This is a genomic window from Pseudomonas sp. P5_152 (assembly GCF_033989915.1).
Taxonomy (GTDB): Bacteria; Pseudomonadota; Gammaproteobacteria; order Pseudomonadales; family Pseudomonadaceae; genus Aquipseudomonas.
This window is the reverse complement of sequence record NZ_JASFAH010000002.1, coordinates 2,257,225-2,281,228: the sequence shown is the minus strand read 5'-3', so window position 1 is coordinate 2,281,228 and position 24,004 is coordinate 2,257,225. Positions and strand designations below refer to the sequence as shown.

The 24,004-nt window shown below is 59.7% G+C and carries 24 protein-coding genes; 12 read left to right on the top strand and 12 right to left on the bottom strand.

Annotated elements, in window-relative coordinates; genetic code table 11:
* Positions 1 to 142: 142 nt before the first annotated feature.
* Both QMK50_RS10355 and QMK50_RS10350 read left to right on the top strand, forming a co-directional pair.
* The gene (locus QMK50_RS10355) at positions 143 to 571 is read left to right on the top strand and encodes a DUF4160 domain-containing protein (protein ID WP_320333067.1); all 429 of its coding nucleotides are present in this window, start codon (positions 143 to 145) and stop codon (positions 569 to 571) included.
* Positions 568 to 1,011: a DUF2442 domain-containing protein gene (locus QMK50_RS10350; RefSeq protein WP_320333066.1), complete on the top strand. Its 444-nt coding sequence runs from the start codon at positions 568 to 570 to the stop codon at positions 1,009 to 1,011. Before QMK50_RS10355 ends, QMK50_RS10350 begins: the two co-directional genes overlap by 4 nt.
* 54 nt (positions 1,012 to 1,065) lie before the next feature.
* Here QMK50_RS10350 and trmA read toward each other — a convergent pair whose 3' ends face one another.
* Together trmA and QMK50_RS10340 are read right to left on the bottom strand one after the other, a co-directional pair.
* A complete protein-coding gene (gene trmA / locus QMK50_RS10345) occupies positions 1,066 to 2,145 on the bottom strand; it encodes a tRNA (uridine(54)-C5)-methyltransferase TrmA (RefSeq protein ID WP_320333065.1) in 1,080 nt (359 codons plus the stop codon).
* Positions 2,142 to 3,437: an NCS2 family permease gene (locus tag QMK50_RS10340; protein WP_095166416.1), complete on the bottom strand. Its 1,296-nt coding sequence runs from the start codon at positions 3,435 to 3,437 to the stop codon at positions 2,142 to 2,144. The genes trmA and QMK50_RS10340 overlap by 4 nt, the downstream gene beginning before the upstream one ends.
* A gap of 204 nt (positions 3,438 to 3,641) precedes the next feature.
* Here QMK50_RS10340 and QMK50_RS10335 point away from each other — a divergent pair, with 204 nt between their 5' ends.
* Complete coding sequence (locus tag QMK50_RS10335) at positions 3,642 to 4,100, top strand: DUF4879 domain-containing protein (protein ID WP_320333064.1); 459 nt, start codon at positions 3,642 to 3,644, stop codon at positions 4,098 to 4,100.
* A gap of 76 nt (positions 4,101 to 4,176) precedes the next feature.
* Entirely contained in the window at positions 4,177 to 4,728 is a 552-nt protein-coding gene (locus tag QMK50_RS10330; RefSeq protein ID WP_095166420.1) for a DJ-1 family glyoxalase III, read from the top strand.
* Here the strand turns inward: QMK50_RS10330 and QMK50_RS10325 are convergent.
* A complete protein-coding gene (locus QMK50_RS10325; protein ID WP_320333063.1) occupies positions 4,694 to 5,977 on the bottom strand; it encodes an MFS transporter in 1,284 nt (427 codons plus the stop codon). The two genes, QMK50_RS10330 and QMK50_RS10325, sit on opposite strands and share 35 nt — an antisense overlap.
* A gap of 338 nt (positions 5,978 to 6,315) precedes the next feature.
* Between QMK50_RS10325 and QMK50_RS10320 the strand changes: the two genes are divergently transcribed.
* The 3 genes from QMK50_RS10320 to QMK50_RS10310 are packed head-to-tail and all read left to right on the top strand — an operon-like array spanning position 6,316 to position 8,988.
* Positions 6,316 to 7,755 (top strand): cytochrome ubiquinol oxidase subunit I, encoded by a 1,440-nt coding sequence (locus tag QMK50_RS10320; protein ID WP_320333062.1) that lies wholly within the window; start codon positions 6,316 to 6,318, stop codon positions 7,753 to 7,755.
* 3 nt (positions 7,756 to 7,758) lie between these two features.
* Positions 7,759 to 8,766, top strand: coding sequence for a cytochrome d ubiquinol oxidase subunit II (cydB, locus tag QMK50_RS10315; RefSeq protein ID WP_095166424.1), 1,008 nt, complete (start codon positions 7,759 to 7,761; stop codon positions 8,764 to 8,766).
* A gap of 54 nt (positions 8,767 to 8,820) precedes the next feature.
* Positions 8,821 to 8,988 carry a DUF2474 domain-containing protein gene (locus QMK50_RS10310; RefSeq protein ID WP_095166426.1) on the top strand — a complete coding sequence of 56 codons (168 nt, stop codon included), beginning with the start codon at positions 8,821 to 8,823 and terminating at the stop codon, positions 8,986 to 8,988.
* Between the two features lie 73 nt (positions 8,989 to 9,061).
* Here QMK50_RS10310 and QMK50_RS10305 read toward each other — a convergent pair whose 3' ends face one another.
* The gene (locus tag QMK50_RS10305; RefSeq protein WP_320333061.1) at positions 9,062 to 10,186 is read right to left on the bottom strand and encodes a methyltransferase; all 1,125 of its coding nucleotides are present in this window, start codon (positions 10,184 to 10,186) and stop codon (positions 9,062 to 9,064) included.
* A gap of 200 nt (positions 10,187 to 10,386) precedes the next feature.
* Entirely contained in the window at positions 10,387 to 11,103 is a 717-nt protein-coding gene (locus QMK50_RS10300) for an autoinducer binding domain-containing protein (RefSeq protein ID WP_320333060.1), read from the bottom strand.
* A gap of 360 nt (positions 11,104 to 11,463) precedes the next feature.
* Here QMK50_RS10300 and QMK50_RS10295 point away from each other — a divergent pair, with 360 nt between their 5' ends.
* A complete protein-coding gene (locus QMK50_RS10295; RefSeq protein ID WP_095166431.1) occupies positions 11,464 to 12,240 on the top strand; it encodes a ferredoxin--NADP reductase in 777 nt (258 codons plus the stop codon).
* Positions 12,241 to 12,285: 45 nt separating this feature from the next.
* Here the strand turns inward: QMK50_RS10295 and mscL are convergent, their stop codons facing one another.
* Positions 12,286 to 12,699, bottom strand: coding sequence for a large-conductance mechanosensitive channel protein MscL (gene mscL, locus QMK50_RS10290; RefSeq protein ID WP_095166433.1), 414 nt, complete (start codon positions 12,697 to 12,699; stop codon positions 12,286 to 12,288).
* 695 nt (positions 12,700 to 13,394) lie between these two features.
* Between mscL and radA the strand changes: the two genes are divergently transcribed.
* A complete protein-coding gene (gene radA / locus QMK50_RS10285) occupies positions 13,395 to 14,762 on the top strand; it encodes a DNA repair protein RadA (RefSeq protein WP_095166434.1) in 1,368 nt (455 codons plus the stop codon).
* Positions 14,763 to 14,771: 9 nt separating this feature from the next.
* Here the strand turns inward: radA and QMK50_RS10280 are convergent, their stop codons facing one another.
* Positions 14,772 to 15,140, bottom strand: a complete 369-nt coding sequence (locus tag QMK50_RS10280; RefSeq protein ID WP_095166436.1) for a PilZ domain-containing protein — start codon at positions 15,138 to 15,140, stop codon at positions 14,772 to 14,774.
* Between the two features lie 159 nt (positions 15,141 to 15,299).
* Here QMK50_RS10280 and QMK50_RS10275 point away from each other — a divergent pair, with 159 nt between their 5' ends.
* The 3 genes from QMK50_RS10275 (at position 15,300) to yjiA (ending at position 18,712) form a co-directional block, all read left to right on the top strand.
* Entirely contained in the window at positions 15,300 to 17,366 is a 2,067-nt protein-coding gene (locus QMK50_RS10275) for a carbon starvation CstA family protein (RefSeq protein ID WP_095166437.1), read from the top strand.
* Positions 17,367 to 17,381: 15 nt separating this feature from the next.
* The gene (locus tag QMK50_RS10270; protein WP_028620750.1) at positions 17,382 to 17,579 is read left to right on the top strand and encodes a YbdD/YjiX family protein; all 198 of its coding nucleotides are present in this window, start codon (positions 17,382 to 17,384) and stop codon (positions 17,577 to 17,579) included.
* A 161-nt stretch (positions 17,580 to 17,740) separates the two neighbouring features.
* Complete coding sequence (yjiA, locus tag QMK50_RS10265) at positions 17,741 to 18,712, top strand: GTPase (RefSeq protein ID WP_159998064.1); 972 nt, start codon at positions 17,741 to 17,743, stop codon at positions 18,710 to 18,712.
* Between the two features lie 27 nt (positions 18,713 to 18,739).
* On the opposite strand, the gene QMK50_RS10260 is transcribed toward yjiA, so the two are convergent.
* From QMK50_RS10260 to glyA, 5 genes are all read right to left on the bottom strand, one after another.
* The gene (locus QMK50_RS10260) at positions 18,740 to 19,432 is read right to left on the bottom strand and encodes a GntR family transcriptional regulator (RefSeq protein ID WP_320333059.1); all 693 of its coding nucleotides are present in this window, start codon (positions 19,430 to 19,432) and stop codon (positions 18,740 to 18,742) included.
* A 42-nt stretch (positions 19,433 to 19,474) separates the two neighbouring features.
* Complete coding sequence (locus tag QMK50_RS10255; RefSeq protein WP_320333058.1) at positions 19,475 to 20,179, bottom strand: FadR/GntR family transcriptional regulator; 705 nt, start codon at positions 20,177 to 20,179, stop codon at positions 19,475 to 19,477.
* Positions 20,180 to 20,246: 67 nt separating this feature from the next.
* Positions 20,247 to 21,560, bottom strand: a complete 1,314-nt coding sequence (locus tag QMK50_RS10250) for a C4-dicarboxylate transporter DctA (protein WP_320333057.1) — start codon at positions 21,558 to 21,560, stop codon at positions 20,247 to 20,249.
* 346 nt (positions 21,561 to 21,906) lie between these two features.
* Positions 21,907 to 22,479: a hypothetical protein gene (locus QMK50_RS10245; RefSeq protein WP_320333056.1), complete on the bottom strand. Its 573-nt coding sequence runs from the start codon at positions 22,477 to 22,479 to the stop codon at positions 21,907 to 21,909.
* A gap of 240 nt (positions 22,480 to 22,719) precedes the next feature.
* Entirely contained in the window at positions 22,720 to 23,973 is a 1,254-nt protein-coding gene (gene glyA, locus QMK50_RS10240; protein ID WP_320333055.1) for a serine hydroxymethyltransferase, read from the bottom strand.
* Between the last annotated feature and the right edge of the window lie 31 nt (positions 23,974 to 24,004).

Below are 24,004 nucleotides of genomic sequence, written 5' to 3'. Positions count from 1 at the left end.
ATTTCTCCCCTGCATGGCAGGTGTTATCGCCTAGGCAGAACTAGCCTGAGGTGGGATTTGCCGTGGGTGAAAGATTGCCTTCGGTCGGGATCTCAAGGCGCGGTGGGAAATTCGATCTCTAAAACCTAACGGATGGGTTAGCATGAAGATATGCAGCTACAAAGGACTGTCGCTGGTGATCATGTTGCGCGATGAGCACTGTCCGCCCCACGTACATGTCGATGGTGGCGCCTGGGGTGCGCGCTTTGTGTTCAGCTTCTGGCACAACGGCGTAGAGCTCCTGGATGTCACCCCGCTATCGCGACGGCCGCCGCTGGCGGTGTTGGAGGGCCTGCGCCAGACACTCAAACAAGCTGCTCATTTGCGCCGAGCGCGTTGTGTCTGGTGGGTGAAGCTGCATACGACCTGTCTGCGCAATCAGCTGTGGGATAGCCAGGCCAATGAAATAGTGCTGATCAACCGTAACCCCAAGATGATCCGGCGTATTGCTTCGGCGCGTTATGACCTCAAGGGCAATACAACCCTGATGGAGTTAGTGGGCGCCTGTGAAGGCGTGGAGATTGAATTATGAAAAGGATTCAAGCCAAGACCCCTGCGGATCGGCCGCTGACAGAGACGGTCGTGGACGAAGCCATCGAGCGCGGCGAGGTGCGTCGTAGCGGCATTTGCGCCCAGTGCGTGAGCCTTGTGGGGCAACACCTGTCGATCGGCTTCGAGGATGGCAGTGCCGTGCTGCTGCCCGTGCACAATTATCCCGAGTTCACTGGCTTGGACAGCCGCGACTTCGCGGATTTGCAGGTCGGGTTCGGCGGTACGGCGCTCTGCCATGAGCGCAAGGACCTGCAGGTGTCCATCGCCGGACTGATTCTGGCAAGCAAACCGCTGATGGACATGGCCGCCTCGCTCATCGCCAGCCGCAATGGTCGCCAGAGCAGCGCCGCCAAGGCCGACGCTGCCCGTGCCAATGGCCGCAAGGGTGGGCGGCCGCGCAAGGTCGATACGACGCTGTGAGCAGGCACAAAAAAACCGTCCTCGGGACGGCTTTTTTTTGGAGCGTGTCAGCGATCAACGACGGGTCAGCAAGACCCCGGATTCCATGTGGTGGGTCCACGGGAATTGATCGAACAGCGCGCAGCGGGTGATGCGATGAGTGTCATGCAACTGGGCGATGTTGGCTGCCAAGGTCTCTGGGTTACATGAGATGTACAGGATGTTGTCGAAGCGTCGGGTCAGCTCGCAGGTGTCCGGGTCCATGCCCGCGCGCGGTGGATCGACGAACACGCTGCCGAACGCGTAGCTCTTCAAGTCGATACCGTGCAGGCGACGGAACGGGCGCACTTCGTTCAAGGCTTCGGTCAACTCTTCAGCGGATAGCCGCACCAGGGTGACGTTATCCACCGCGTTTTCGCTGAGGTTGCTCAGCGCAGCATTGACCGAGGTCTTGCTGATTTCGGTTGCCAGCACTTTGCCTACACGGGTCGCCAGGGGCAGGGTGAAGTTGCCATTGCCGCAATACAGTTCCAGCAGATCGTCCGGGCGCTCGCCTAGGGCGTCATACGCCCAGTTGAGCATCTTCTGGTTCACCGTGCCGTTGGGCTGGGTGAATGCCCCCTCGGGTTGGCGATAGCTGAAGGTACGCCCACCGACTTCGAGTTTCTCGACCACATAATCCTGGCCGATCACTTCGCGCTTACCCTTGGAGCGACCGATCACGCTGACATTCAAGTCGGCAGCCAACTGGCTGGCCGCCGCATGCCAGTGCTCATCGAGCGGGCGGTGGTAGCACAGGGTGATCATCGCGTCGCCCGCCAGGGTGGTCAGGAACTCCACCTGGAACAGCTTGTGGCTCAAGGCTGCGCTGTCTTGCCAGGCGGCCTTGAGCTGCGGCATCAACTGGTTGATGCGCAGGCTGGCGATCGGGAACTCTTCGATCAGGATCGGCGTGCGCTTGTCTTCCTGGGAAAACATTGCGTAGTGCCGCTCGCCGGCTTCGCGCCACAGGCGGAATTCGGCGCGCAGGCGGAAGTTGGCCAGCGGCGAGTCGAACACCGCAGGTTGCGGGGCATCGAACGGGGCCAGCAGGTCGCGCAGGCGCGTGACCTTGTCTTCGAGCTGAGCGGCGTAAGCCTGGGAATCGAATGTCATGCGTTGAACCAACCCAACTTGATCACGAACAGAATGGAGAGAATCACCAGCGCCGGGTTCAGCTCACGGCCACGACCGGACAGCAGTTTGATTGCGGTCCAGGCGATGAAACCGAAGGCAATGCCGTTGGCGATGGAGTAAGTGAAAGGCATCGCCAGGGCGGTGATCACCACAGGCGCAGCCACGGTGATGTCATCCCAGTCTATTTCCGCCAGGCCGGAAGTCATCAGCACGGCGACGAACAGCAGGGCCGGCGCGGTGGCGAAAGCCGGAACGCTGGCAGCCAGTGGCGAGAAGAACAGCGCCAGCAGGAACAGGATGGCCACGACCACGGCGGTGAGGCCGGTCCGGCCGCCGGCGCTGACGCCCGCTGCCGATTCGATGTAGCTGGTGGTGGTCGAGGTGCCCAGCAGGGAACCGGCCATGGCCGCCGTACTGTCGGCGATCAGCGCCCGGCCCATTTTCGGCATGTGGCCGTCCTTGCCCATCAGGCCGGCGCGCTTGGCGACGCCGATCAGGGTGCCGGAGTTGTCGAACAGGTCGACGAACAGGAAGGCGAAGATCACGCTGACCAGGCCGATGTCCAGGGCGCCCTTGATGTCCAGTTGCAGGAAGGTCGGCGCCAGGGAGGGTGGCATCGACACTACGCCGCCGAATGGGGTGAAACCCAGGGCGATGGAGGCGATGGTCACGGTCAGGATGCCGATCAGCACCGCCCCGCGTACTTTCAGGGCTTCAAGGGCCACGATCAGGGCAAAGCCCAGGGTCGCGAGGATCGGTGCCGGTTGCTTCAGGTCACCGAGGCCGACCATGGTCGCCGGGTTGCTGACCACAATGCCTGCGTTGTGCAGGGCAATCAGGGCCAGGAACAGGCCGATACCGGCGGCAATCGCCGAACGCAGCGGCAGCGGGATACTGTTGATGATCCATTCGCGGATGCGGAAGATCGACAGCAGGAAGAACAGCACCGCCGAAATGAATACCGCACCCAGCGCCACTTGCCAGGTGTGGCCCATGTGCAGGACCACGGTGTAGGTAAAGAAGGCGTTCAGGCCCATGCCCGGTGCCAGCGCGATCGGGTAGTTGGCAATCAGGCCCATCACGGTGGAGCCGATGGCGGCCGCCAGGCAGGTCGCGACAAACACTGCGCCCTTGTCCATGCCTGTCTCGCCGAGGATGCTCGGGTTGACGAACAAAATGTAGGCCATGGCCAGGAAGGTCGTGACGCCCGCAAGAATCTCGGTGCGCACGTTGGTGTTGTGTGCCTTGAGTTGAAACAGCCTTTCCAGCATGTCTGCTCCCCGTGGCGCATCTTGCGCCGTGAATGTATCGACTTGAACAGCAAAGCACAGACCACAGCAGGCGCCCGGGATTTTTCTGTCGGTCGGAAAAAGCCGCGCATCATACCAGCAGCTTGGGGCTATGGCTGCGATCGTCGGCGATGTTTTGCCTTTGAGACGGGTGGGGCATACTGCGCGCTGGTTTCGGGAGTGGTCATGTCTTCTAAAAAACGCGGGTTGGCTTTGGTGGTGGGTGTGTGTGGCGTCTTGTTGTCCGGCATGCAGGTGGCCGAGGCGGCTTCCGCACCGCCGTTGAGCGAAATCAAGGTGCTCAAGGTCCAGTCGCCGTCCTGCGGCATGGAGGACATCAGTCCTGGGCAGGCACAAACCAGCTGTGATCACGAAGGTCCGAACATCAAGATCTACGTGCTGGAGGTCGGTTATGGCCGTTCGCCCCAGGCCGGGCTGGATGGCGCGGACATCGATGGCGTGCGCACCCGGGTATGTGCCTTTGATAATGGCGACCTGACGGAATGCGCCGGCATGGTCAGCAAGATCGTCGGCTACCTCTATATCTTCGATATGGCCGGCAAGCAGCGTGGCACTTTCACGTTCCGCAATTCCTCGATCAACGCGCCGGCCAACACCCTGTCGACCCAGATCTACATCAAGTAATGGGCCGTGCGGGGGGACTTGAACGCCTGTCAGTAAAGGTGACTACGCTTTAAGGATCACCCTGTGGACACCGACCATGACCTTTAGAGCCCTGATTACCCTTGCCGAGGGCATCGACGACCTGCAAAGCGTGACCCTGATCGACGTGCTGCGCCGGGCGAACGTCGAAGTGGTGGTGGCCAGCATCGAGGCGCGGCGCATGCTGACGTGCGCCCGGGGCACACGCCTGACCGCCGATGCGATGCTGGTGGACGTGCTGGCGCAACCCTTCGACCTGATTGTCCTGCCTGGCGGCGCCGTCGGCGGCAAGCACCTGGCCGCCCATCAGCCGCTGCAGCAATTGCTCAAGGACCAGGCCGCCGCCGGCCGACTGTTCGCCGCCATCGCCGAATCGCCGGCGCTTGCCCTGCAGGCCTTCGGCGTATTGCGCCAACGCCGCATGACCTGCCTGCCGGCCGTCAGTCAGCAACTGCTGGGCTGTACCTTCGTCGATCAGCCGGTGGTGGTCGACGGCAACTGCATTACCGCCCAGGGTTCGGCGGCGGCCCTCCCATTTGCCCTGCAATTGCTGGAGCAACTGTGCGGCAGGGCAGTCAAGCTGGCGGTGGCGCGGGAGTTGCTGGCTTAGCTACGGTCGGCGAATTCTCGGGGGCAGCCACCGGCACATGCATGCGATCACGCTGGGCCAGGGTTGGGAACAGCTTGATCCAGGTGCCGGTGACCAACAGCGTGCCAACTCCGCCCATGACCACCGCTGGCACGGTGCCGAACCAGTGCGCCGTCAGGCCGGATTCGAATTCACCCAACTGGTTCGAAGCGCCGATGAACAAGCCGTTCACGGCGCTGACCCGGCCGCGCATTTCATCCGGGGTTTCCAGTTGCACAAAAGAGGCGCGGATCACCATGCTGATCATGTCCGCAGCCCCCAGCACCACCAGCACCGCCAACGAGAACCAGAATGAGGTCGACAGGCCAAAGGCAATGGTCGCCACGCCGAATATGCCGACGGCGGTAAACATCACCCGTCCGACTTTGCGCTCCACGGCAAACCGCGCCAGCCAGAGTGACATCAGCAGGGCGCCCACTGCCGGTGCCGAGCGCAGCAGCCCCAGGCCCCATGGTCCGGTCAGCAGGATGTCCTTGGCGAACACCGGCAACAGCGCGGTGGCGCCGCCCAGCAGGACCGCGAACAGGTCCAGGGAGATCGCCCCGAGAATGTCCGGGCGACTGCGGATGAAGCGAACGCCGGCCAGCAGTGAATCCAGGGTGGCCTTACCTTTGTTCAGCGGGGTTTGCCGCGCTGGCAGGTTGAGCATCAGGGTGCAGGCGATGACGTACAAGAGCACCGTCGGCCCATAGACCCAGACGCTGCCAAAGGCGTAGAGCAGGCCGCCCAGGGCCGGGGCGATGATGGTGGCCGACTGTTGCGCCGACTGTGCCGCCGCCACCGCACGCGGGAACAAGGCCGTGGGCACGATGCTGGGCAGCAGGGCCTGGGTGGTGGGCATCTCGAACGAGCGGGCAGCGCCCAGCAGGAAGGCGAGGATGAAGATCAGCTCGCGGGTCACTTGGTCGGTGGCGCTGCCGATGGTCAGGGCCAGGGCGATCAAAGCCTGTAAGGACTGGCAGAGGGCAGCGACCTTGCGCCGGTCATAGCGGTCAGCCACATGCCCGGTGTGCAGCATGAACAGTACCCGCGGAGCGAACTCCACCAGCCCGACCAACCCCAGGTCCAGCACGTTGCCAGTGAGCTGGTAGAGGTTCCAGCCAATGGCCACTGTGAGCATCTGGAAACCGCTGGCGGTGAAAATCCGCGCCAGCCAGAACGCAAGGAAAGGGCGGTGATGGCGTAACAGCAGGGGCTCTGGGCTGGGCATCGGCGGACAGGTCTGGTGGGGAAAAAGCTGAGCCTATCATCAAGTTGTAACTAAAGGTTGCGGCGATCGCCTGGATTGGCGCGCCAGGGTCCTGAGGCAACCTGTCACGCGGCAATAGACCACACGCTCTGTCGCTGAAAATGCGACTACTCTTTGATCGTTGCTTGATCCAGATCAAAGCCCTTGGGGGATTTGTTCTGACGGCCAGATGGCCAGACTCCCTGCGTTGTGATGATTGTAAAAAAAGAACGAATTCGAATTCGCCACACTCCATACCCGTGGGGGCGGTGGGTGCAGGCCACAAGCCTGTAGCCGTTTTACCTGACAGAGGAAGACTTATGTTCGGTTTGGAGGCACTTGATCTCGCCCGAATTCAGTTCGCGTTCACCATCTCATTCCACATCCTGTTCCCGGCGATCACCATCGGCCTGGCGAGTTACCTGGCGGTGCTTGAAGGCCTGTGGCTGAAGACCAACAACAACACCTACCGTGACCTCTACCATTTCTGGTCGAAGATCTTTGCCGTCAACTTCGGCATGGGGGTCGTCTCCGGCCTGGTCATGGCCTACCAGTTCGGTACCAACTGGAGCCGTTTCTCGGACTTCGCGGGCTCCGTCACTGGGCCATTGCTGACCTATGAAGTGCTCACGGCATTCTTCCTCGAAGCCGGCTTCCTCGGCGTCATGCTGTTTGGCTGGAACAAGGTGGGGCGCAAGCTGCACTTCTTCGCCACGATCATGGTGGCGATTGGCACGCTGATCTCGACGTTCTGGATTCTCGCCTCCAACAGCTGGATGCAGACCCCCCAGGGGTACGAAATCATCAACGGCCAGGTCATCCCGGTGGACTGGTTTGCGGTGATTTTCAACCCGTCGTTCCCCTATCGCCTGATGCACATGGCCACCGCTGCCTTTGTCGCGACCGCATTCTTCGTCGGTTCGTCGGCAGCCTGGCACCTGCTGCGCGGTCGCGACAACCCGGCGATCCGCACCATGCTGTCGATGGCCATGTGGATGGCGTTGATCGTCGCGCCGATCCAGGCCGTGATCGGTGACTTCCACGGGCTCAACACCCTCAAGCACCAACCGGCGAAAATCGCCGCGATCGAAGGTCACTGGGAAAACCATGGCGACGAACCGACGCCGCTGATCCTGTTCGGCTGGCCGGACATGAAGGAGGAGCGGACCAAGTACGCGGTGGAAATTCCGTACCTGGGCAGCCTGATCCTGACCCACTCGCTGGACAAGCAGGTGCCGGCGCTCAAGGAATTCCCGCCGGAAGACCGGGCGAACTCGACCATCGTGTTCTGGTCGTTCCGGATCATGGTCGGCCTGGGCATGCTGATGATCTTCACCGGCCTGTGGAGCCTGTGGCTGCGCAAGCGTGACCGGCTGTATTCGAACCGCGCGTTCCTGTACCTGACCCTGTGGATGGGGCCTTCTGGCCTGATCGCAATTCTCGCGGGCTGGTTCACCACGGAAGTCGGGCGCCAACCGTGGGTGATCTACGGGGTGATGCGCACCGCTGATGCCTCCTCCGGGCACAGCGTGGTGCAGATGAGCATTACCCTGGCGCTGTTTGTGGTGGTGTATTTCTCGCTGTTCGGTGTGGGCCTGGGCTACATGATGCGCCTGGTGCGCAAGGGGCCCAAGCTCAATGAAGGGGCCGAACCGAGCCACGGTGGTCCTGGTCAGCAACGCACGCCGGCCCGTCCGCTTTCCGCTGCCGATGACGGCACCGAAGGTGACCACAGCGACAGCCTGAACAAGGGGAATTGAGTCATGGGTATTGATCTTCCACTGATCTGGGCCGTGATTATCATCTTCGGCATCATGATGTACGTGGTCATGGACGGCTTTGACCTGGGGATCGGGATTCTTTTCCCGTTCATCAAGGGCAAAAGCGACCGTGACGTGATGATGAACACCGTCGCCCCGGTCTGGGACGGTAACGAAACCTGGCTGGTACTGGGGGGCGCCGCGTTGTTCGGGGCCTTCCCGCTGGCCTACTCGGTGGTCCTTTCGGCCTTGTACCTGCCGTTGATCCTGATGCTCATCGGGCTGATCTTTCGCGGGGTGGCCTTCGAGTTCCGCTTCAAGGCCAAGGACGACAAGGTGCACGTTTGGGACAAGGCGTTTATCGGTGGCTCGATCACCGCGACCTTCTTCCAGGGCGTGGCCCTCGGTGCGTTTATCGATGGCTTCAAAGTGGTTGACCGCCAGTTCGCCGGCGGCTCGCTGGACTGGCTGACGCCTTTCACCCTGTTCTGCGGTGCGGCACTGGTGGTGGCGTATGCGCTGCTGGGGTGCACCTGGTTGATCATGAAGACCGAAGGCAAGCTGCAGGAGCAAATGCACAACCTGGCGCGGCCGCTGGCGTTCGTGGTGTTGGCGGTGATCGGTATCGTCAGTATCTGGACGCCGCTGGCCCATGCCGAGATCGCTGCGCGCTGGTTCACCCTGCCTAACCTGTTCTGGTTCCTGCCGGTGCCGATCCTGGTATTGGTGACCATGTACGGATTACTGCGTGCGGTGGCCCGCAATGCCCACTACACCCCGTTCCTGTTGACCCTGGTACTGATCTTCCTGGGCTACAGCGGGCTGGGCATCAGCCTGTGGCCGTACATCGTGCCACCGTCGATAACCATCTGGGACGCTGCCGCACCGCCGCAAAGTCAGGGCTTCATGCTGGTCGGCACGCTGTTCATCATTCCGTTCATCCTGGGCTACACCTTCTGGAGCTACTACGTGTTCCGCGGCAAGGTGACCCACGAAGACGGCTACCACTAGGTGCATGACGGCGCCTTGAACGGCGCCGTCTCCCCCCAACCGAGGACCTGTGCAATGGCAGATAAACAATCTTTGCGGGAAATCGAAGAGGCTGAAAAGAAGCCGCTGTGGCATCGGCTTGGCTGGCTGGCCGGGATCTGGGTCGGCAGCGTGCTGGCGCTGTTCGTGGTCGCCAGCCTGATGCGCCTGTTCATGAACGCCGCAGGCTTGAGTACCCACTGAGCACTGAACTTCCCATCCCGTTGCCTTGCGGCGCGGATTTATAGCCCTCCGCTGGAGGGTTTTTTTTGGCCGGTTACTTACGTGCTTTGAGGATCACGAATTTTGGCGTGGCTGCGACTTGCTCGACGCCTCGGAACAGCCGCGCCAGTTTGCTGTGATAGCCCAGGTGCCGGTTGCCGACGATGTACAGCGCACCGCCCACTACCAAGGCTTCACGCGCCTGCTGGAACATGCGCCAGGCAAGGAAGTCGCCCACCACCTGCTGCTGATGGAACGGTGGATTGCACAGCACCACGTCCAGCGACTGCGGCTCTTGCCCGGCCAGGCCATCGCCGGCGCGCACTGTCACCTCGCGCTGACCCAGCGCGGCCTGCCAGTTCTGCTCGGCCGACTGCACGGCCATGAACGACTCATCGACCAGGGTGTAGTGGGCTTCGGGGTTGTTCAGGGCGCTGGCGATGGCCAGTACGCCATTGCCGCAACCGAGGTCGGCGACCCGCGCCTGGCCGAGGTTGCTTGGCAGGTGGGGGAGAAACGCGCGGGTCCCGATATCCAGGCCTTCGCGGCAAAATACGTTGGCGTGATTGAGCAGTTCGATCGCCGGTTGATCGAGGCGATAGCGGGTTGGGTAGGGCGACGCTATCGCCGGTCGGGCGTCCGGGGTTGCGATCAGCAACCGGGCCTTCTTCACCGCCAGCGAGGCCTGCATCGGGCCGACATAACGTTCCAGCAGTTCGCCCGCAGCCCGCGGCAGATGCTTGATCATGGCGGCCGCGATCACTTGCGCGCCGGGCGCCAGTTGCCCCTGCAAGCGAATCAACTGCTCCTCCAGCAAGGCCAGGGTCTTGGGCACACGAATCAGCACCCGATCAAACGGGCCAAGCAAGGGCGCGCTGGCGGGCAACACAGTGACCGCGTCAAACGGCAGGCCATTGCGCACCAGGTTTTTTTCCAGGCCCTGGGCGGCGAGAAACGAGTCACCGCTGCTGGTCAGCGCCACCTTGCCGGCCAGGCTTGCCGCCAAGGCGCCAAAGCTGTCGTTGAGCACCAGCACCCGAGTGTTCGCGGCGGGCTGCTGTTCGGCCAGATGATTGAGCAGGTACTCATCCGCGGCATCGAAAGCCTGCAGCGGTTCGTTAGGCTGTTCCGGTTGGCGAATCAGGTCGAGTTGAGCGAAGGGGCTTTCGAGCAGGGGCATGGGGCGGGGACTCTGGATAATCAACGAATGTCCCGCAGGTCTGTAGGGGGTGAGGCTGGCGGGACCGTCTGAGTGGACTGCGGCGCTTGGTTTGGGCGCAGTCACTCAGAACGGAGCAAATGGTACGTTTTTTTCGATGGGAATACTCGTCGGTTTTCCTCGTTGGGCATGGCTCATCCCCGGTACGGTTCGTTCAAGGCTCAGATCATGTGTGATTTGGTGGCCTTCACCACGGCCGAGATTTTGTTGTTCACCCCCAGTTTCTTGATCGAACTGCTGACGTGGAAATTTACCGTGCGCTCACTGAGGCTCAGGATGGTGGCAATGTCCGAGGCGGTCTTGCCATCTGCTGACCATTTCAAGACTTCGATCTCGCGCGGCGACAGGTGGGTCACGCTTATGCACGGAGGGTGTTGGCTGGAGAGTTTATGCATCGCCAGGGCGTGCAGCGTGTGACTGATGAAAACCGCATAGCCGAGGTGCTCGTAAAGCTCGAAAGAGCTGACTTGGCAATGACTGCGAGCCAGGCTGAGCATGCTGATGGCTGGGCCGTTTGCGTCATGTGCCGGTTGTGACCAGCCATGCTGCAAACCTTGCTCCTGCAGTGCGCTCCAGAGGGCGGGGGCTTTGGCGAACGTCTTGCGGTTCCAGACAATGGGCAGGATTGAATGGTGGCAATGGGCAACTATCGGATCAATCGAACTGTAGTGGTTTTTTTCATACTGGGTATTCCAGTCATGGGGGTAGTTGTTCAGGTTGACGCTGTCAAAACGTTGAGTTGTTGAGTGGGAAGTAATTGAAAATGCGCAATATTCATAACCCATGTTATTGAACAGGTTCAGAGCTATTTTATAAGCGGTCTCGATGTTCGATTCGGTTGCCAGTTTCCTGAGCTGTGTTTCCTTCCAGATCTCCATTGAAAAAAATCTCCCAAAACTTAACTTAAAAAGTGCTGGATACGTCCAAAAAACAGCACTTGCTGAGTGTAGGATATATCCTACCGTGGGCGTGCGATTTTTTTGCTCTTGCTAAAGGCGAAAAATAATGAATTGGTTATGTGTCACGAAAGCTGGCAGATATCTGGCCGCACCTGTGGGCTATTTGATATTTAAGTGACTGGATTTGAATGGTTTATTTGTATGTTAAACATAATTGTTTAAGTTATTAACTATCTAGTGGGTAATGTCTAGCTCGTGGGTTAATAACACTACAAATCAACGGTGTTTCTTCCCTTGGCTTTGCGGGACACTGGGGGCATCAGACCTGCGGAGTCCCTCATGAGCGCCAGTGAAGAGAAATTCACCCGTCAGACCTTGCTCGATGTACAGCCATTGACCCCCAGCCTGTTTACCTTGCGCACCACGCGTGACGCGGGTTTTCGGTTTCGGGCGGGGCAGTTTGCGCGTCTGGGTGTAACCAGGGCCGACGGCAGCACGGTGTGGCGAGCCTATTCCATGGTGTCTTCACCCCATGATGAGTATCTCGAGTTCTTCTCAATTGTCGTGCCGGGTGGTGAGTTCACCAGCGAGCTGAGTCGCCTCAACGTCGGCGATACCTTGCTGGTCGACCGGCAGGCTTTTGGGTATCTGACGCTTGATCGTTTTGTCGATGGACGTGATCTGTGGTTGCTGTCCACTGGTACCGGGATCGCGCCATTTCTATCGATCTTGCAGGACTTCGAGGCCTGGGAAAAATTCCAGCGGATCATTCTGGTGTACAGCGTGCGTGAGGCCCGCGAGCTGGCGTATCAGGCATTGATCGCCGGCTTGGCGGAGCGTGAGTATCTGGCGGAGTACGCCCACAAGCTGCAGTTTATTGCCACGGTGACACGTGAACAGCACCCGGGGGCGTTGCAGGGGCGAATCACTCACCTGCTTGAAAATGGTGAGCTGGAGCGGGCCGCGGGGGTGCCGATCACTGCCGAGCATTCGCGGGTGATGCTATGTGGCAACCCGCAGATGATCGACGAGACGCGTAACCTGTTGAAACGGCGTGACCTGCAATTGAGCCTGAGCCGGCGTCCTGGCCAGGTCGCGGTAGAAAACTACTGGTAGAAAAAACGGCGCCATTGGGCGCCGTTCTGGTTTTCTTCACCGCCCTCAGGGCTTGCTGTTCTGCACCTTGAGCAGGTCGCGGATCTCTCCCAGCAGCTCTTCTTCCTTGGTCGGAACAGGCGGCAGGCTTGGTGCCACGGCCTCTTCGCGCTTCAGGCGGTTGATGGCCTTGACGCCCATGAAGATCGCGAATGCGACGATCACGAAGTCGATGATGCTCTGGATGAATTTACCGTAGGCCAGCACCACGGCCGGGGCGTCGCCCTGTGCCGCTTTCAGGGTGATTGCCAGGTCCCCGAAGTCCACCCCACCGATCAGCAGGCCGATTGGCGGCATGATCAGGTCCCCGACAAACGACGTTACGATCTTGCCGAACGCCGCACCGATGATGATGCCCACGGCCATGTCGACCACATTCCCTTTGACCGCGAAGGCCTTGAACTCACTTATCACGCCCATAGGTTATTCCTTGTTACAGATGAGGTTGGTGAACGCAGTGTAATTCACCAAAACGGGTCTTGCTCGACACAAGTGCTTGCGTTTCACGTCACTATCGACCTGAAAGGTGGCAAGAAGTTTACAAAATGCCATCAACTCCGCACCTGGATGGGCATCGGTGGCCGATCTGCGTGGTCTTTTGTGCACTGAGATGCGTGGGTCAGTTGGACCTTCTGCCTGGCCTCGATATTGGTCAGTGACGAAGGGGGCTGGTGATAAGGTCGGCCTGAGATTGAGCGGTTAATTGAACTCACTTTTTGAATGTTTTTGGTCTGCCTCTGTAAGTTTTGTGTTCCTGGTTATTAGGTAAATACCCGAATCAAACAAGTGATATCAAGATGAAGGTATTTTGATATTTGAGTTGTACAAGTGCTGTACTTATTTGAAGGGTTGTACAAGTTTTTGGGTTTGATTGCTTGAGAGAGCTTGTCGAAAAAAGGTGTGGTGGTTCTAACTCGGTGACAGCCAAGCAATACGTTTATTACGTTGCTGAAACTTGAGCAGTGCGGGTCGTGGTGTTTAACGGGGAATTGAATGGTGGATAGTTTTAACCTTTCTGGACACGGTGCCTAAGTTGTACAAAATAACCATCAGCCTTCTGCCGTACCGAACCTTTCCAGCTGGGTTATCATCGCGGTTTTTTCCCGGGAGTTCAGATGGCCAAGGCAAAACGCATGTACGGCTGCACCGAGTGCGGTTCGACCTTCCCCAAATGGGCGGGCCAATGCGGTGAGTGCGGGGCCTGGAACACCCTGACCGAAACCATGGTGGAGAGTGGCGGTGCCGCCGCTCCCAGCGGGCGTACTGGCTGGGCCGGGCAGCAGGCGCAGATCAAGACCCTGGCCGAAGTCAGCGTCGAAGAGATTCCGCGTTTCTCCACCGCTTCCGGCGAGCTCGACCGAGTGCTGGGCGGTGGCCTGGTCGACGGTTCCGTGGTGTTGATCGGCGGTGATCCGGGGATCGGCAAGTCAACCATTCTCCTGCAAACCCTGTGCAATCTCGCCACCCGCATGCCGGCCCTCTATGTCACCGGTGAGGAGTCACAGCAGCAAGTGGCCATGCGTGCCCGACGCCTGGGCTTGCCCCAGGATCAACTGCGGGTCATGACCGAAACCTGTATCGAAACCATCATCGCCACGGCGCGGGTGGAAAAGCCCAAGGTCATGGTGATCGACTCGATCCAGACGATTTTCACTGAACAACTGCAGTCGGCACCCGGCGGCGTGTCCCAGGTGCGCGAAAGTGCGGCGCTGTTGGTGCGTTACGCGAAACAAAGCGGCACGGCGATTTTCCTGGTCGGTCATGTGACCAAGGAAGGCGCGCTGGCGGGGCCTAGGGTCCTGGAGCACATGGTCGACACCGTGCTGTATTTCGAAGGCGAGTCCGATGGTCGCCTGCGCCTGTTGCGAGCGGTGAAAAACCGTTTTGGCGCGGTTAACGAACTGGGTGTTTTCGGCATGACCGACAAGGGCCTGAAAGAAGTCTCCAATCCGTCGGCGATTTTCCTTACCCGGGCCCAGGAAGAAGTGCCGGGCAGTGTGGTCATGGCTACGTGGGAAGGTACCCGTCCCATGTTGGTGGAAGTCCAGGCGCTGGTGGACGACAGCCACCTGGCCAATCCGCGCCGGGTGACCCTGGGCCTGGATCAGAACCGGCTGGCCATGTTGCTGGCAGTCCTGCACCGGCATGGTGGTATTCCGACCCACGACCAGGATGTATTCCTCAACGTGGTGGGCGGGGTCAAGGTATTGGAAACCGCTTCGGACCTGGCGTTGATGGCCGCCGTGATGTCCAGCCTGCGTAACCGGCCGTTGCCCCACGATTTGCTGGTGTTTGGTGAAGTCGGTTTGTCCGGGGAAGTGCGCCCGGTGCCCAGCGGCCAGGAACGTTTGAAAGAAGCCGCCAAGCACGGCTTCAAGCGCGCGATCGTGCCCAAAGGCAATGCCCCGAAGGAAGCCCCGGCAGGGTTGCGGATCATCGCGGTGACGCGCCTGGAACAAGCCCTCGACGCATTGTTCGAGTAACCCCGGCGCTCAGGTTTCGATCAGGGCACCCAGTTCGCGCTCCAGCTCCTGCGGGTCACCGAGATTGAGTTCGATCAGCCGGCGCAAGCTGCTGACGGACTCCAGGCTGATGTAGCGACAGACAAATCCGAGTTGGTCGTGCTCTTCGTGGGTCAATTGCACGTCCATGCGGATTTCGGTTTCTTCACTCAAGTGAATGTCCACCGAAAAGATCCGGTTGCGATCGCCCAGCCAGGGATCCGGGCGTTGCACCAGCAAGCCCTTGAGCGACAGGTCGAGTAGTTTCACCGGCCAGCGGTGATTGCCCTGGCTCAGTTCGGTTCGGGCGTCGAATGCGATTCGCCGGAAACGACGGCGATTGCCAGCGTGGGTGCTCATGGTGCAGTTCCTCCGCGAATGGGCTGACTATAGACCCGCATCCGTAGGCGCTGCCACTCAAGGCAAGGCTCTAGACCAATGTCGGGGTATGGCCTTTGGCGAAATCGGCGCTAAACTCGGGGTGGCTGTCTCTCAAGTCCACCTGGCTGGAATAAAAAAATGAAAAATAATAATAGCCTGCTACGCCACTTACCCTGGCTGCTGCTGGCAATCGTAGGAGCGTGCGCCCTCGGCGTAGTGGCATTGCGACGGGGTGAGGCGATCAACGCCTTGTGGATTGTGGTCGCGGCAGTGGCCATTTATCTGGTCGCATATCGTTACTACAGCCTGTTCATCGCAACCCATGTGATGCAACTCGACCCACGGCGGGCCACCCCCGCAGTGCTCAACAATGATGGTCTGGACTATGTGCCGACCAACAAACACATTCTGTTCGGTCACCACTTTGCCGCTATTGCCGGTGCTGGCCCGTTGGTCGGCCCGGTGCTGGCAGCGCAGATGGGCTATTTGCCCGGCACGCTGTGGCTGATCGCGGGCGTGGTGCTGGCGGGTGCCGTCCAGGACTTCATGGTCCTGTTCATGTCCACCCGCCGCAACGGCCGTTCCTTGGGTGACATCGTCCGTGAAGAAATGGGCCGCGTCCCTGGCACCATCGCGCTGTTTGGCTGCTTCCTGATCATGATCATCATCCTTGCGGTGCTGGCGCTGATCGTGGTCAAGGCCCTGGCCGAAAGCCCTTGGGGCATTTTCACGGTGATGGCGACCATCCCGATCGCGATGTTCATGGGCCTCTACATGCGCTACGTCCGCCCGGGTCGCATTGGCGAGATCTCGGTGATCGGCGTGTTGCTGCTGCTGGGCTCCATCTGGCTGGGCGGGCAGATTGCCGCGGATCCGGTCTGGGCCAAGGCTTTCACCTTCACCGGGATCGAGATTACCTGGATGCTGGTGGGCTATGGCTTTGTCGCGGCGTCGTTGCCGGTGTGGCTGATTCTGGCGCCTCGTGACTACCTGTCTACCTTCCTCAAGATCGGCACCATCATTGCCCTGGCCATTGGCATCCTGGTGACCATGCCTGAGCTGAAAATGCCGGCGCTGACCCAGTTCATTGATGGCACGGGCCCGGTGTGGAAGGGCGGTCTGTTCCCGTTCCTGTTCATTACCATTGCCTGTGGTGCGGTCTCCGGCTTCCATGCGCTGATCTCTTCGGGCACTACGCCCAAGCTGCTGGATAACGAAACCAACGCCCGCTATATCGGTTACGGCGGCATGCTGATGGAGTCTTTCGTGGCCATCATGGCCATGGTTGCCGCCTCGGTGATCGAGCCAGGCGTGTACTTCGCCATGAATAGCCCGGCAGCCGTGGTTGGCAGTGATGTGGTCAGCGTGGCGCAAACCGTCAGTAGTTGGGGCTTCGCGATTACCCCGGAAGCCCTGCAGGCGGTGGCCAATGACATCGGCGAAACCACCATCCTGGCGCGTGCCGGCGGTGCACCGACCCTGGCGGTCGGTATCGCGCAGATCCTGCACAGTGTCCTGCCTGGTGAAAACACCATGGCATTCTGGTACCACTTTGCCATTCTGTTCGAAGCGCTGTTCATCCTGACGGCGGTGGACGCCGGTACCCGTGCTGGACGATTCATGCTGCAGGACCTGCTCGGGTCTTTTGTTCCGGCCCTCAAGCGTACCGAGTCCTGGACTGCCAACCTGATCGCGACAGCCGGTTGTGTGGCGATGTGGGGCTGGTTGCTGTACCAGGGCGTGGTCGATCCGCTGGGTGGGATCAATACCTTGTGGCCGCTGTTCGGTATCTCCAACCAGATGCTGGCCGGTATTGCGCTGATGCTTGCCACGGTCGTGCTGATCAAAATGAAGCGCCAGCGCTACATCTGGGTCACCATGCTGCCGGCGGTTTGGCTGCTGATCTGCACCACCACCGCAGGCTTCATCAAGCTGTTCGACGCCAACCCGGCGATCGGCTTCCTGTCCCTGGCCAAGAAGTACAGCGATGCCTTGGCTAATGGCCAGGTTCTCGCTCCGGCCAAGAACATTGCGCAGATGGAGCACGTGATCTTCAACGCCTACACCAACGCAACGCTCACCGCGCTGTTCCTGTTCGTGGTCTTCAGTATCCTGTTCTATGCACTCAAGGTCGGTATTGCCGCCTGGGGCAGCAAGGAGCGTACGGATAAAGAATCGCCCTACCAGGCCCTGCCGGATGCGTAAGAGAGGATTGCACCTGTGTTCAATGACCTGAGTCGCCTCGGTAAATACCTCGGTCAGGCCGCGCGCCTGATGGTCGGCATGCCCGACTACGACAATTACGTCGAGCATATGCAAACCAACCACCCGGACAAGCCGGTGATGAGCTACGAGATGTTCTTTCGCGAACGCCAGGAAGCTCGTTACGGCGGCAAGGGTGGGCCCAAGTGCTGTTGATCTGACAGCCAGGTTGATGCAATCCCTGTGGGAGCGGGCTTGCCCGCGATAGCGACTTTACATTCAACATCAATGTTGAGTGATAGTCCGCCATCGCGGACAAGCCCGCTCCCACATTTGTTTTGTGTTTCTTTTCAATTTTGTGAAACAGGAGATCGAACGTGTCCTCTCCCATCCCGGTAACGGTCCTCAGTGGCTTCCTCGGTGCCGGCAAGACCACGCTGCTGCGTCATCTGCTCAAAACCGAGCACGGGCTGAAAATCGCCGTAATCGAAAACGAATTCAGTGATGCCGGTATCGACACCCAATTGTTGGGAGACGAGCCGGTGCAAGTGATGACGCTGTCCAATGGCTGCGTCTGCTGCACTATTCACACCGACCTGACCAAAGCCCTGTACCTGCTGCTTGAGCGCCTGGACAGTGGCGAACTCACTTTTGATCGCCTGGTGATCGAATGCACCGGCCTGGCCGACCCGGCTCCCGTGGCCCAGACGTTCTTTATCGATGAAGAGTTGCGCGAGCGCTATATCCTCGACGGCATCATCACCCTGGTAGACGCCGCGCACGCCGACGTGCACCTGACCCAGACCATTGCCCAGGCTCAGATCGGTTTTGCCGATCGCCTGCTGGTCAGCAAACGTGACCTGGTGGACGAGGCGACATTCACCGCACTGAGTGAGCGCCTGACCCGGATCAATCGCCGCGCACCGATCCGCCTGGTCGAACACGGCAAGATCGACCTGGCCGAGTTGCTTGATGTGCGCGGCTTCAATCTCAATGCCGACCTCGGTGGCGGAGTCAGCTTGCGCCCGGTGAGCAAGGCACCATCAATCGACCGCATCTCCAGCCTGGTGCTGCGCAGCGATCAGGCGCTGGATATCGACCGGCTCAGCGAGTTCATGAATGAACTGCTGGAAGCGCACGGCAAACAACTGCTGCGCTACAAAGGCGTGCTGAGTATTGCCGGGGAATCGCGGCGCATGGTGTTTCAGGGGGTGCTGAAGCTGTATGGCTTCGATTGGGACACTGAGTGGGCCGAAGGTGAAGCGCGCGAAAGCGTGATCGTGTTCATTGCCGATGATTTGCCGGAAGACAAGATCCGCGCAGGCTTTGCCCGGGTGGCCGCTGCCTGAAGTTGTCAGCCTTGCCCGGGCTGCCGATCAGGGGTTGAGCAATAACGCTTGCAGGTGATCCAGGTGACGGTTGATCAGGGTTTCGGCCATCCGTGCATCGCCGCGCTCGACGGCCTCGACGAGGGCTTGGTGCGCCTGCCAGGTGCCGTCGGCAAGGATCGGCGCCTGCCCCTGAGCCAATGCCAGCGAGGTCAGCGGCACCAGGCGCTCGAGGAACTGTGCCAGGGGGGCATTGCCCGCCACGTCCGCCAATTGCAGGTGAAACTCGCCAGACAGGCGAATGGCTGCCGCCCGCCGGTTCTGCTCCAGGCATTGGCGTTCACGTTCGACCCATTGGCGTAACTGCGGCAGGTGCCGGGAGGCTGGCTGCTGGCACGCCAGGCGCACCAGGGTCGTTTCCGCCAATCGCCGGGCGTGGAAGATCTGCCGGGTCTGTTCGGCATCGGGCGCGGCCACCTGGGGGCGATGATTGGGTCGCAAAATCACCACCTGCTGACGGGCCAGGCGCTCCAGGACTTGGCGTATGACACTGCGGCTGACTCCGAAGCGCTGGCCCAGGCTCTCCTCGGTAAAGCGCGGGGCTGGAGCGATGGGGTGTTCGAGAATGGCGTCGAATACCTGGGGATAGACATCGTCGATGCAGCGCAATTGTTCCCGCTGGCGGCGGGGCAGGGTGCCAGAAATCGAGAAAGCGGGATTCTTCAAGGCGCAGGAAGTCATGGCCTGTCTCCAGTCCGGTTGCCGATAAGGGGGCTACTGCCGTTATTTGCCCAGGTTGTCGTCCGGGATATTCAATTCAATGCCCATCCGCTGGCCTTCGCGAAGGATGTGCCGGCGCATTTCGGCGCTGGCCAGGGCACTGTTCTTGTTGCGGATGGCGCGTACCACCGCTTCGTTTTCCTGCAGTCGCTCGGCCAGGTGTTCGGGTGAGTTGCGCAGCATCTCGGCGCTCTCCTTGAGGGCGTTGCTGGTCTGCTGCACGACGTTCTGGAAGATCGGGTTGCAAGTCAGGGTGAACAGTTCTTCGTGGAACGCGATGTAGGCGTTCATTCCGGCTTCGCTGTCGTTGGCGTCGAGGGCTTCGCGCATGTCCATCAGCGTCAGGCGCAGTTGGCCGATTTCCTTGCTGCTGATGGACTGGGCGACCAGGCCGACAATGAACGGCTCAAGGGTGTAGCGCAGTTGCAGGACATCCTCGAGGCTGGCGCTGGCCACGCCGTTGTCGCTGATGGGCGCATCGCTGAGGTTGGCTTCCAGTACCACCACGCCTTTGCCGGGCATGGAGCGCACCAGGCCGAGGGTTTCCAGGACTATCACCGCTTCGCGCAGGCTGGGGCGACTGATCCCCAGCTGTTCAGCCAGTTCGCGTTGCCCGGGCAACATCTCGCCCGAGCGCCACTGCCCGCGCGCCAGGGCGCTGCGAAGCTTTTCAACCACTGAATTTACCACTGTCGACGAGGTGATCACTGTTCGCTCCATGAGATTGGCTTGGGTGCTGATTGTTGTGCCTGTCCGGGACAGGCACAAGGCTCGGTCAAAATTCTTGTTGCTGCGCGGTAGTCGCTGATTTGCGTGTCTGGAAGCTGTAGCCCTGCTGGCCGGCCAGGACTTTGTTGGCACGCTGGATATCGATGTCTTTTTCCCAGCGTGCAATGGCCACGGTAGCGACGCAGTTGCCGATCAGGTTGGTCAGTGCCCGGCCGATGCCCATGAACCAGTCGACCGCCAGGACCAGCACCAGGCCGACCACCGGAATGGCCGGGATCGCGGTCAGAGTGGCCGCGAGGATCACCAGCGCCGAGCCGGGAATACCGTGGGCACCCTTGGAGGTGATCAACGATACCAACAGAATCGTCAGCAGGTCGGTCATTGCCAGCGGCGTACCGGTGGCATTGGCGATGAACACGATGGCCAGGGTCAGGTAGATCGAGAAACCGTCGAGGTTGAACGAGTAACCCGTTGGAATCACCAGCCCGACCGTCGAGCTGCCGATGCCCAGATGCTCAAGCTTGCGCATGATTTGTGGCAGCACGGCGTCGGACGAAGCGGTGCCCATGACGATCAGCAGTTCTTCGCGCAGGTACTTGAGCAACGGCCACATCTTCAAGCCGGAGAGGCGCATCACCAAGCCGAGAATCAAGGCCACGAAGGCAGTACAGGTCAGGTAGAACAGGCCGACCAGGCTGCCCAGGTGTTGCAGCGAGTCCAGGCCATATTTGCTGGTGGTGAAGGCGATCGCACCGAACACACCGATCGGCGCCAGGCGCACGATCATGCCCATGATGCGGAAGATCACGTGGCTGAGTTCATTGATCAGCCGCGAAATACCCGATGCCGCCTCGCCCACCAGATTCAACGCACTGCCGAACAGCACGGAGAACAGCAGGACCTGCAGGATGTTGTTATCGGCAAAGGCGCCGATCACCGAAGTCGGAATCAGGTCCATCAGGAACTGCGTGGTGGTGTGCATGTGCTGGCCGCGTTGGGCAATGTCGCCCATGTCGGCCGCGGAAAGCTGCTCCAGGTGAATGTTCGCGCCGCTGCCGATGCCGGTGCTGAAGGCGAACACCAGACCGATCACCAGGGCGATGGTGGTCAGCACTTCGAAGTAGATCACCGATTTCAGGCCAATGCGTCCGACCTTCTTCAGGTCGCCGGCACCGCTGATACCGCTGACCACCACGCAGAACACGATCAGGCCGATGAGCATCTTGATCAGCTTGATGAAACCATCGCCAAGCGGCTTGAGCTGGGCCGAGTATTCGGGAAGGGTAAGCCCGCAGACGATGCCGAGCACCAGGCCGAGCACCACTTGAAGGAAGATTGAACGCGAGCACCATCTGAGCATGGGAGGAATTCCTGATCGGTGTCCTGGCTGCCGTGCGCTGTGCGCATCAGATTCAGGCCTTAATTATTGTGGTCTTACCGGTATGTCCAGTGCAGGCGCAGTCTACGCTCGGTTTTTTCCGGATTACAAGGGGAAACCTAAAAATTGGCATGACCGGTCTGACCAGTGGCGCGGTGCCGCATTCTGCCCAGAAAAATGCGGGTGGACAAAAGCCCGACCACGTTTGGCCGGGCTTTGACTGATAAATCACGGCGTCGGTCAGTAGATCAGACTTAGAAGTGAAGTTAGAGTGTTTATTTAAAGGGGCCAATAAGTTGTTAATGATACAACTCGTGTTTGGTTGTTGTCAGATCTCGTCCGGGGCACTGAGAAAAGAGGCGTTCCGCTCGATGATACGCAACTTGAACACCAGACCCTGATCATCAACTTCTGCCAAATAACTGTAAGGTGCGCCCCGGCGGCGAATACCACCGATTTGTTTCGAGTGACGTGCCTTGAGCCGGACCCACTGGATATTACTACCCATGTTTTCCAAGGTGATGATCCGGTTTTCCAGGTTCAGGAAATTGAACGAGGAAGTGTCGCTGCCTGCGGGAAGAAATGCACCGAGAACCCCGGCAAAATCCTTGCTCACGCAATGCCCTGTGTAGGTGGCATGAGAGCGGATGTAAAGGTGGTAGTAATCATCGGTGCAACGGAAGTAAATCGTAAGCGGCACAGCATTCTGGACGTCTTGGAGAGCGCGGCGGCCCAGCAGGTGAGAGTCGTCTCGTGGTGTCGGTGCACCGGTGTAAAAACCGCCGGAATACAATGTTTCGTTTCGTATGGCGGGGGTGCCATGCAGCGCACCTAGAAAATCAATGTGCTGGTTGTCCAGTTCCAATGTTGCTATGAAAGACTTCTGTCTATTTGTAGTCATTAATTCGTCCTTGAATTTTATGAGTTAACAAACACTCGATGGTGAAGTGCTTAGTTGGTCTTTTGAACATGTTTTTTAGCTGGTGAACAGTATCAGCTAAGTTTTTTTGCAGGTAATTTTTTGGGGAGGTTATTGTTTCAGGTTTTTAGAGGTGGACGCGGAGTAATGACGTCAGTCCCGACGAAAAAAAACCGGCCAATTGCTTGGCCGGTTTTTCATGCTGCGGATTTAGCGGGGCAATTAAGCGCCGTATACCGGCAGCTTCTTGCAGATAGCTTTTACTTTTTCACGAACAGCGTCGATTACCGCTTCGTTGTTCAGGTCGGCCAGGATGTCGCAGATCCAGCCGGCCAGTTCCTTGCACTCTGCTTCCTTGAAGCCACGAGTGGTCACAGCCGGAGTACCGAAGCGCAGGCCGGAGGTGACGAACGGGGAGCGTGGATCGTTCGGTACCGAGTTCTTGTTGACGGTGATGAACGCTTTGCCCAGAGCGGCGTCGGCGTCTTTACCGGAGATTTCCTGCTTGATCAGCGACAGCAGGAACAGGTGGTTTTCAGTACCGCCGGAGACCACGTCAAAACCACGCTCGATGAACACGCTGGCCATGGCCTGGGCGTTTTTCACCACTTGTTGCTGGTAGGTCTTGAACTCAGGCTGCAGTGCTTCCTTGAAGCAGATCGCTTTAGCGGCGATCACGTGTTCCAGCGGACCACCCTGGGCGCCCGGGAATACTGCGGAGTTCAGCTTCTTCTCGATGTCGGCGTTGGCGCGAGCCAGGATCAGGCCGCCACGTGGACCGCGCAGGGTCTTGTGGGTAGTGGTGGTCACTACGTCAGCGAATGGCACCGGGTTCGGGTAGACGCCTGCAGCGACCAGACCGGCTACGTGAGCCATGTCGACGAACAGGTAGGCGCCAACCTTGTCAGCGATTTCGCGGAAGCGCGGGAAGTCGAGGATCTGCGAGTAGGCAGAGAAACCGGCGACGATCATTTTTGGCTTGTGCTCGATCGCCAGGCGCTCGACTTCGTCGTAGTCGATCAGGCCGTTGGCGTCGATGCCGTACTGGATGGCGTTGTACAGCTTGCCGGAGGACGAAACGCTGGCACCGTGGGTCAGGTGACCACCGTGGGCCAGGCTCATGCCCAGGATGGTGTCGCCAGCCGACAGCAGGGCCAGGTAAACGGCGCTGTTGGCTTGGGAGCCGGCGTGCGGCTGAACGTTGGCGTAATCGGCGCCGAACAGTTCCTTGGCGCGATCAATTGCCAGTTGCTCAACCACGTCGACGAACTCGCAACCGCCGTAGTAGCGCTTGCCCGGGTAACCTTCGGCGTACTTGTTGGTCAGTACCGAGCCTTGAGCTTCCATCACCGCTGGGCTGGTGTAGTTCTCCGAAGCGATCAGCTCGATGTGTTCTTCCTGGCGCTGAGCTTCTTGCTCCATGGCGGCAAAAAGGTCGGCGTCGTACTTGGCAATGGTCAAATCACGGCTGAACATGGCGGTCCTCAAGGATCGGGTGGGGGCAGAA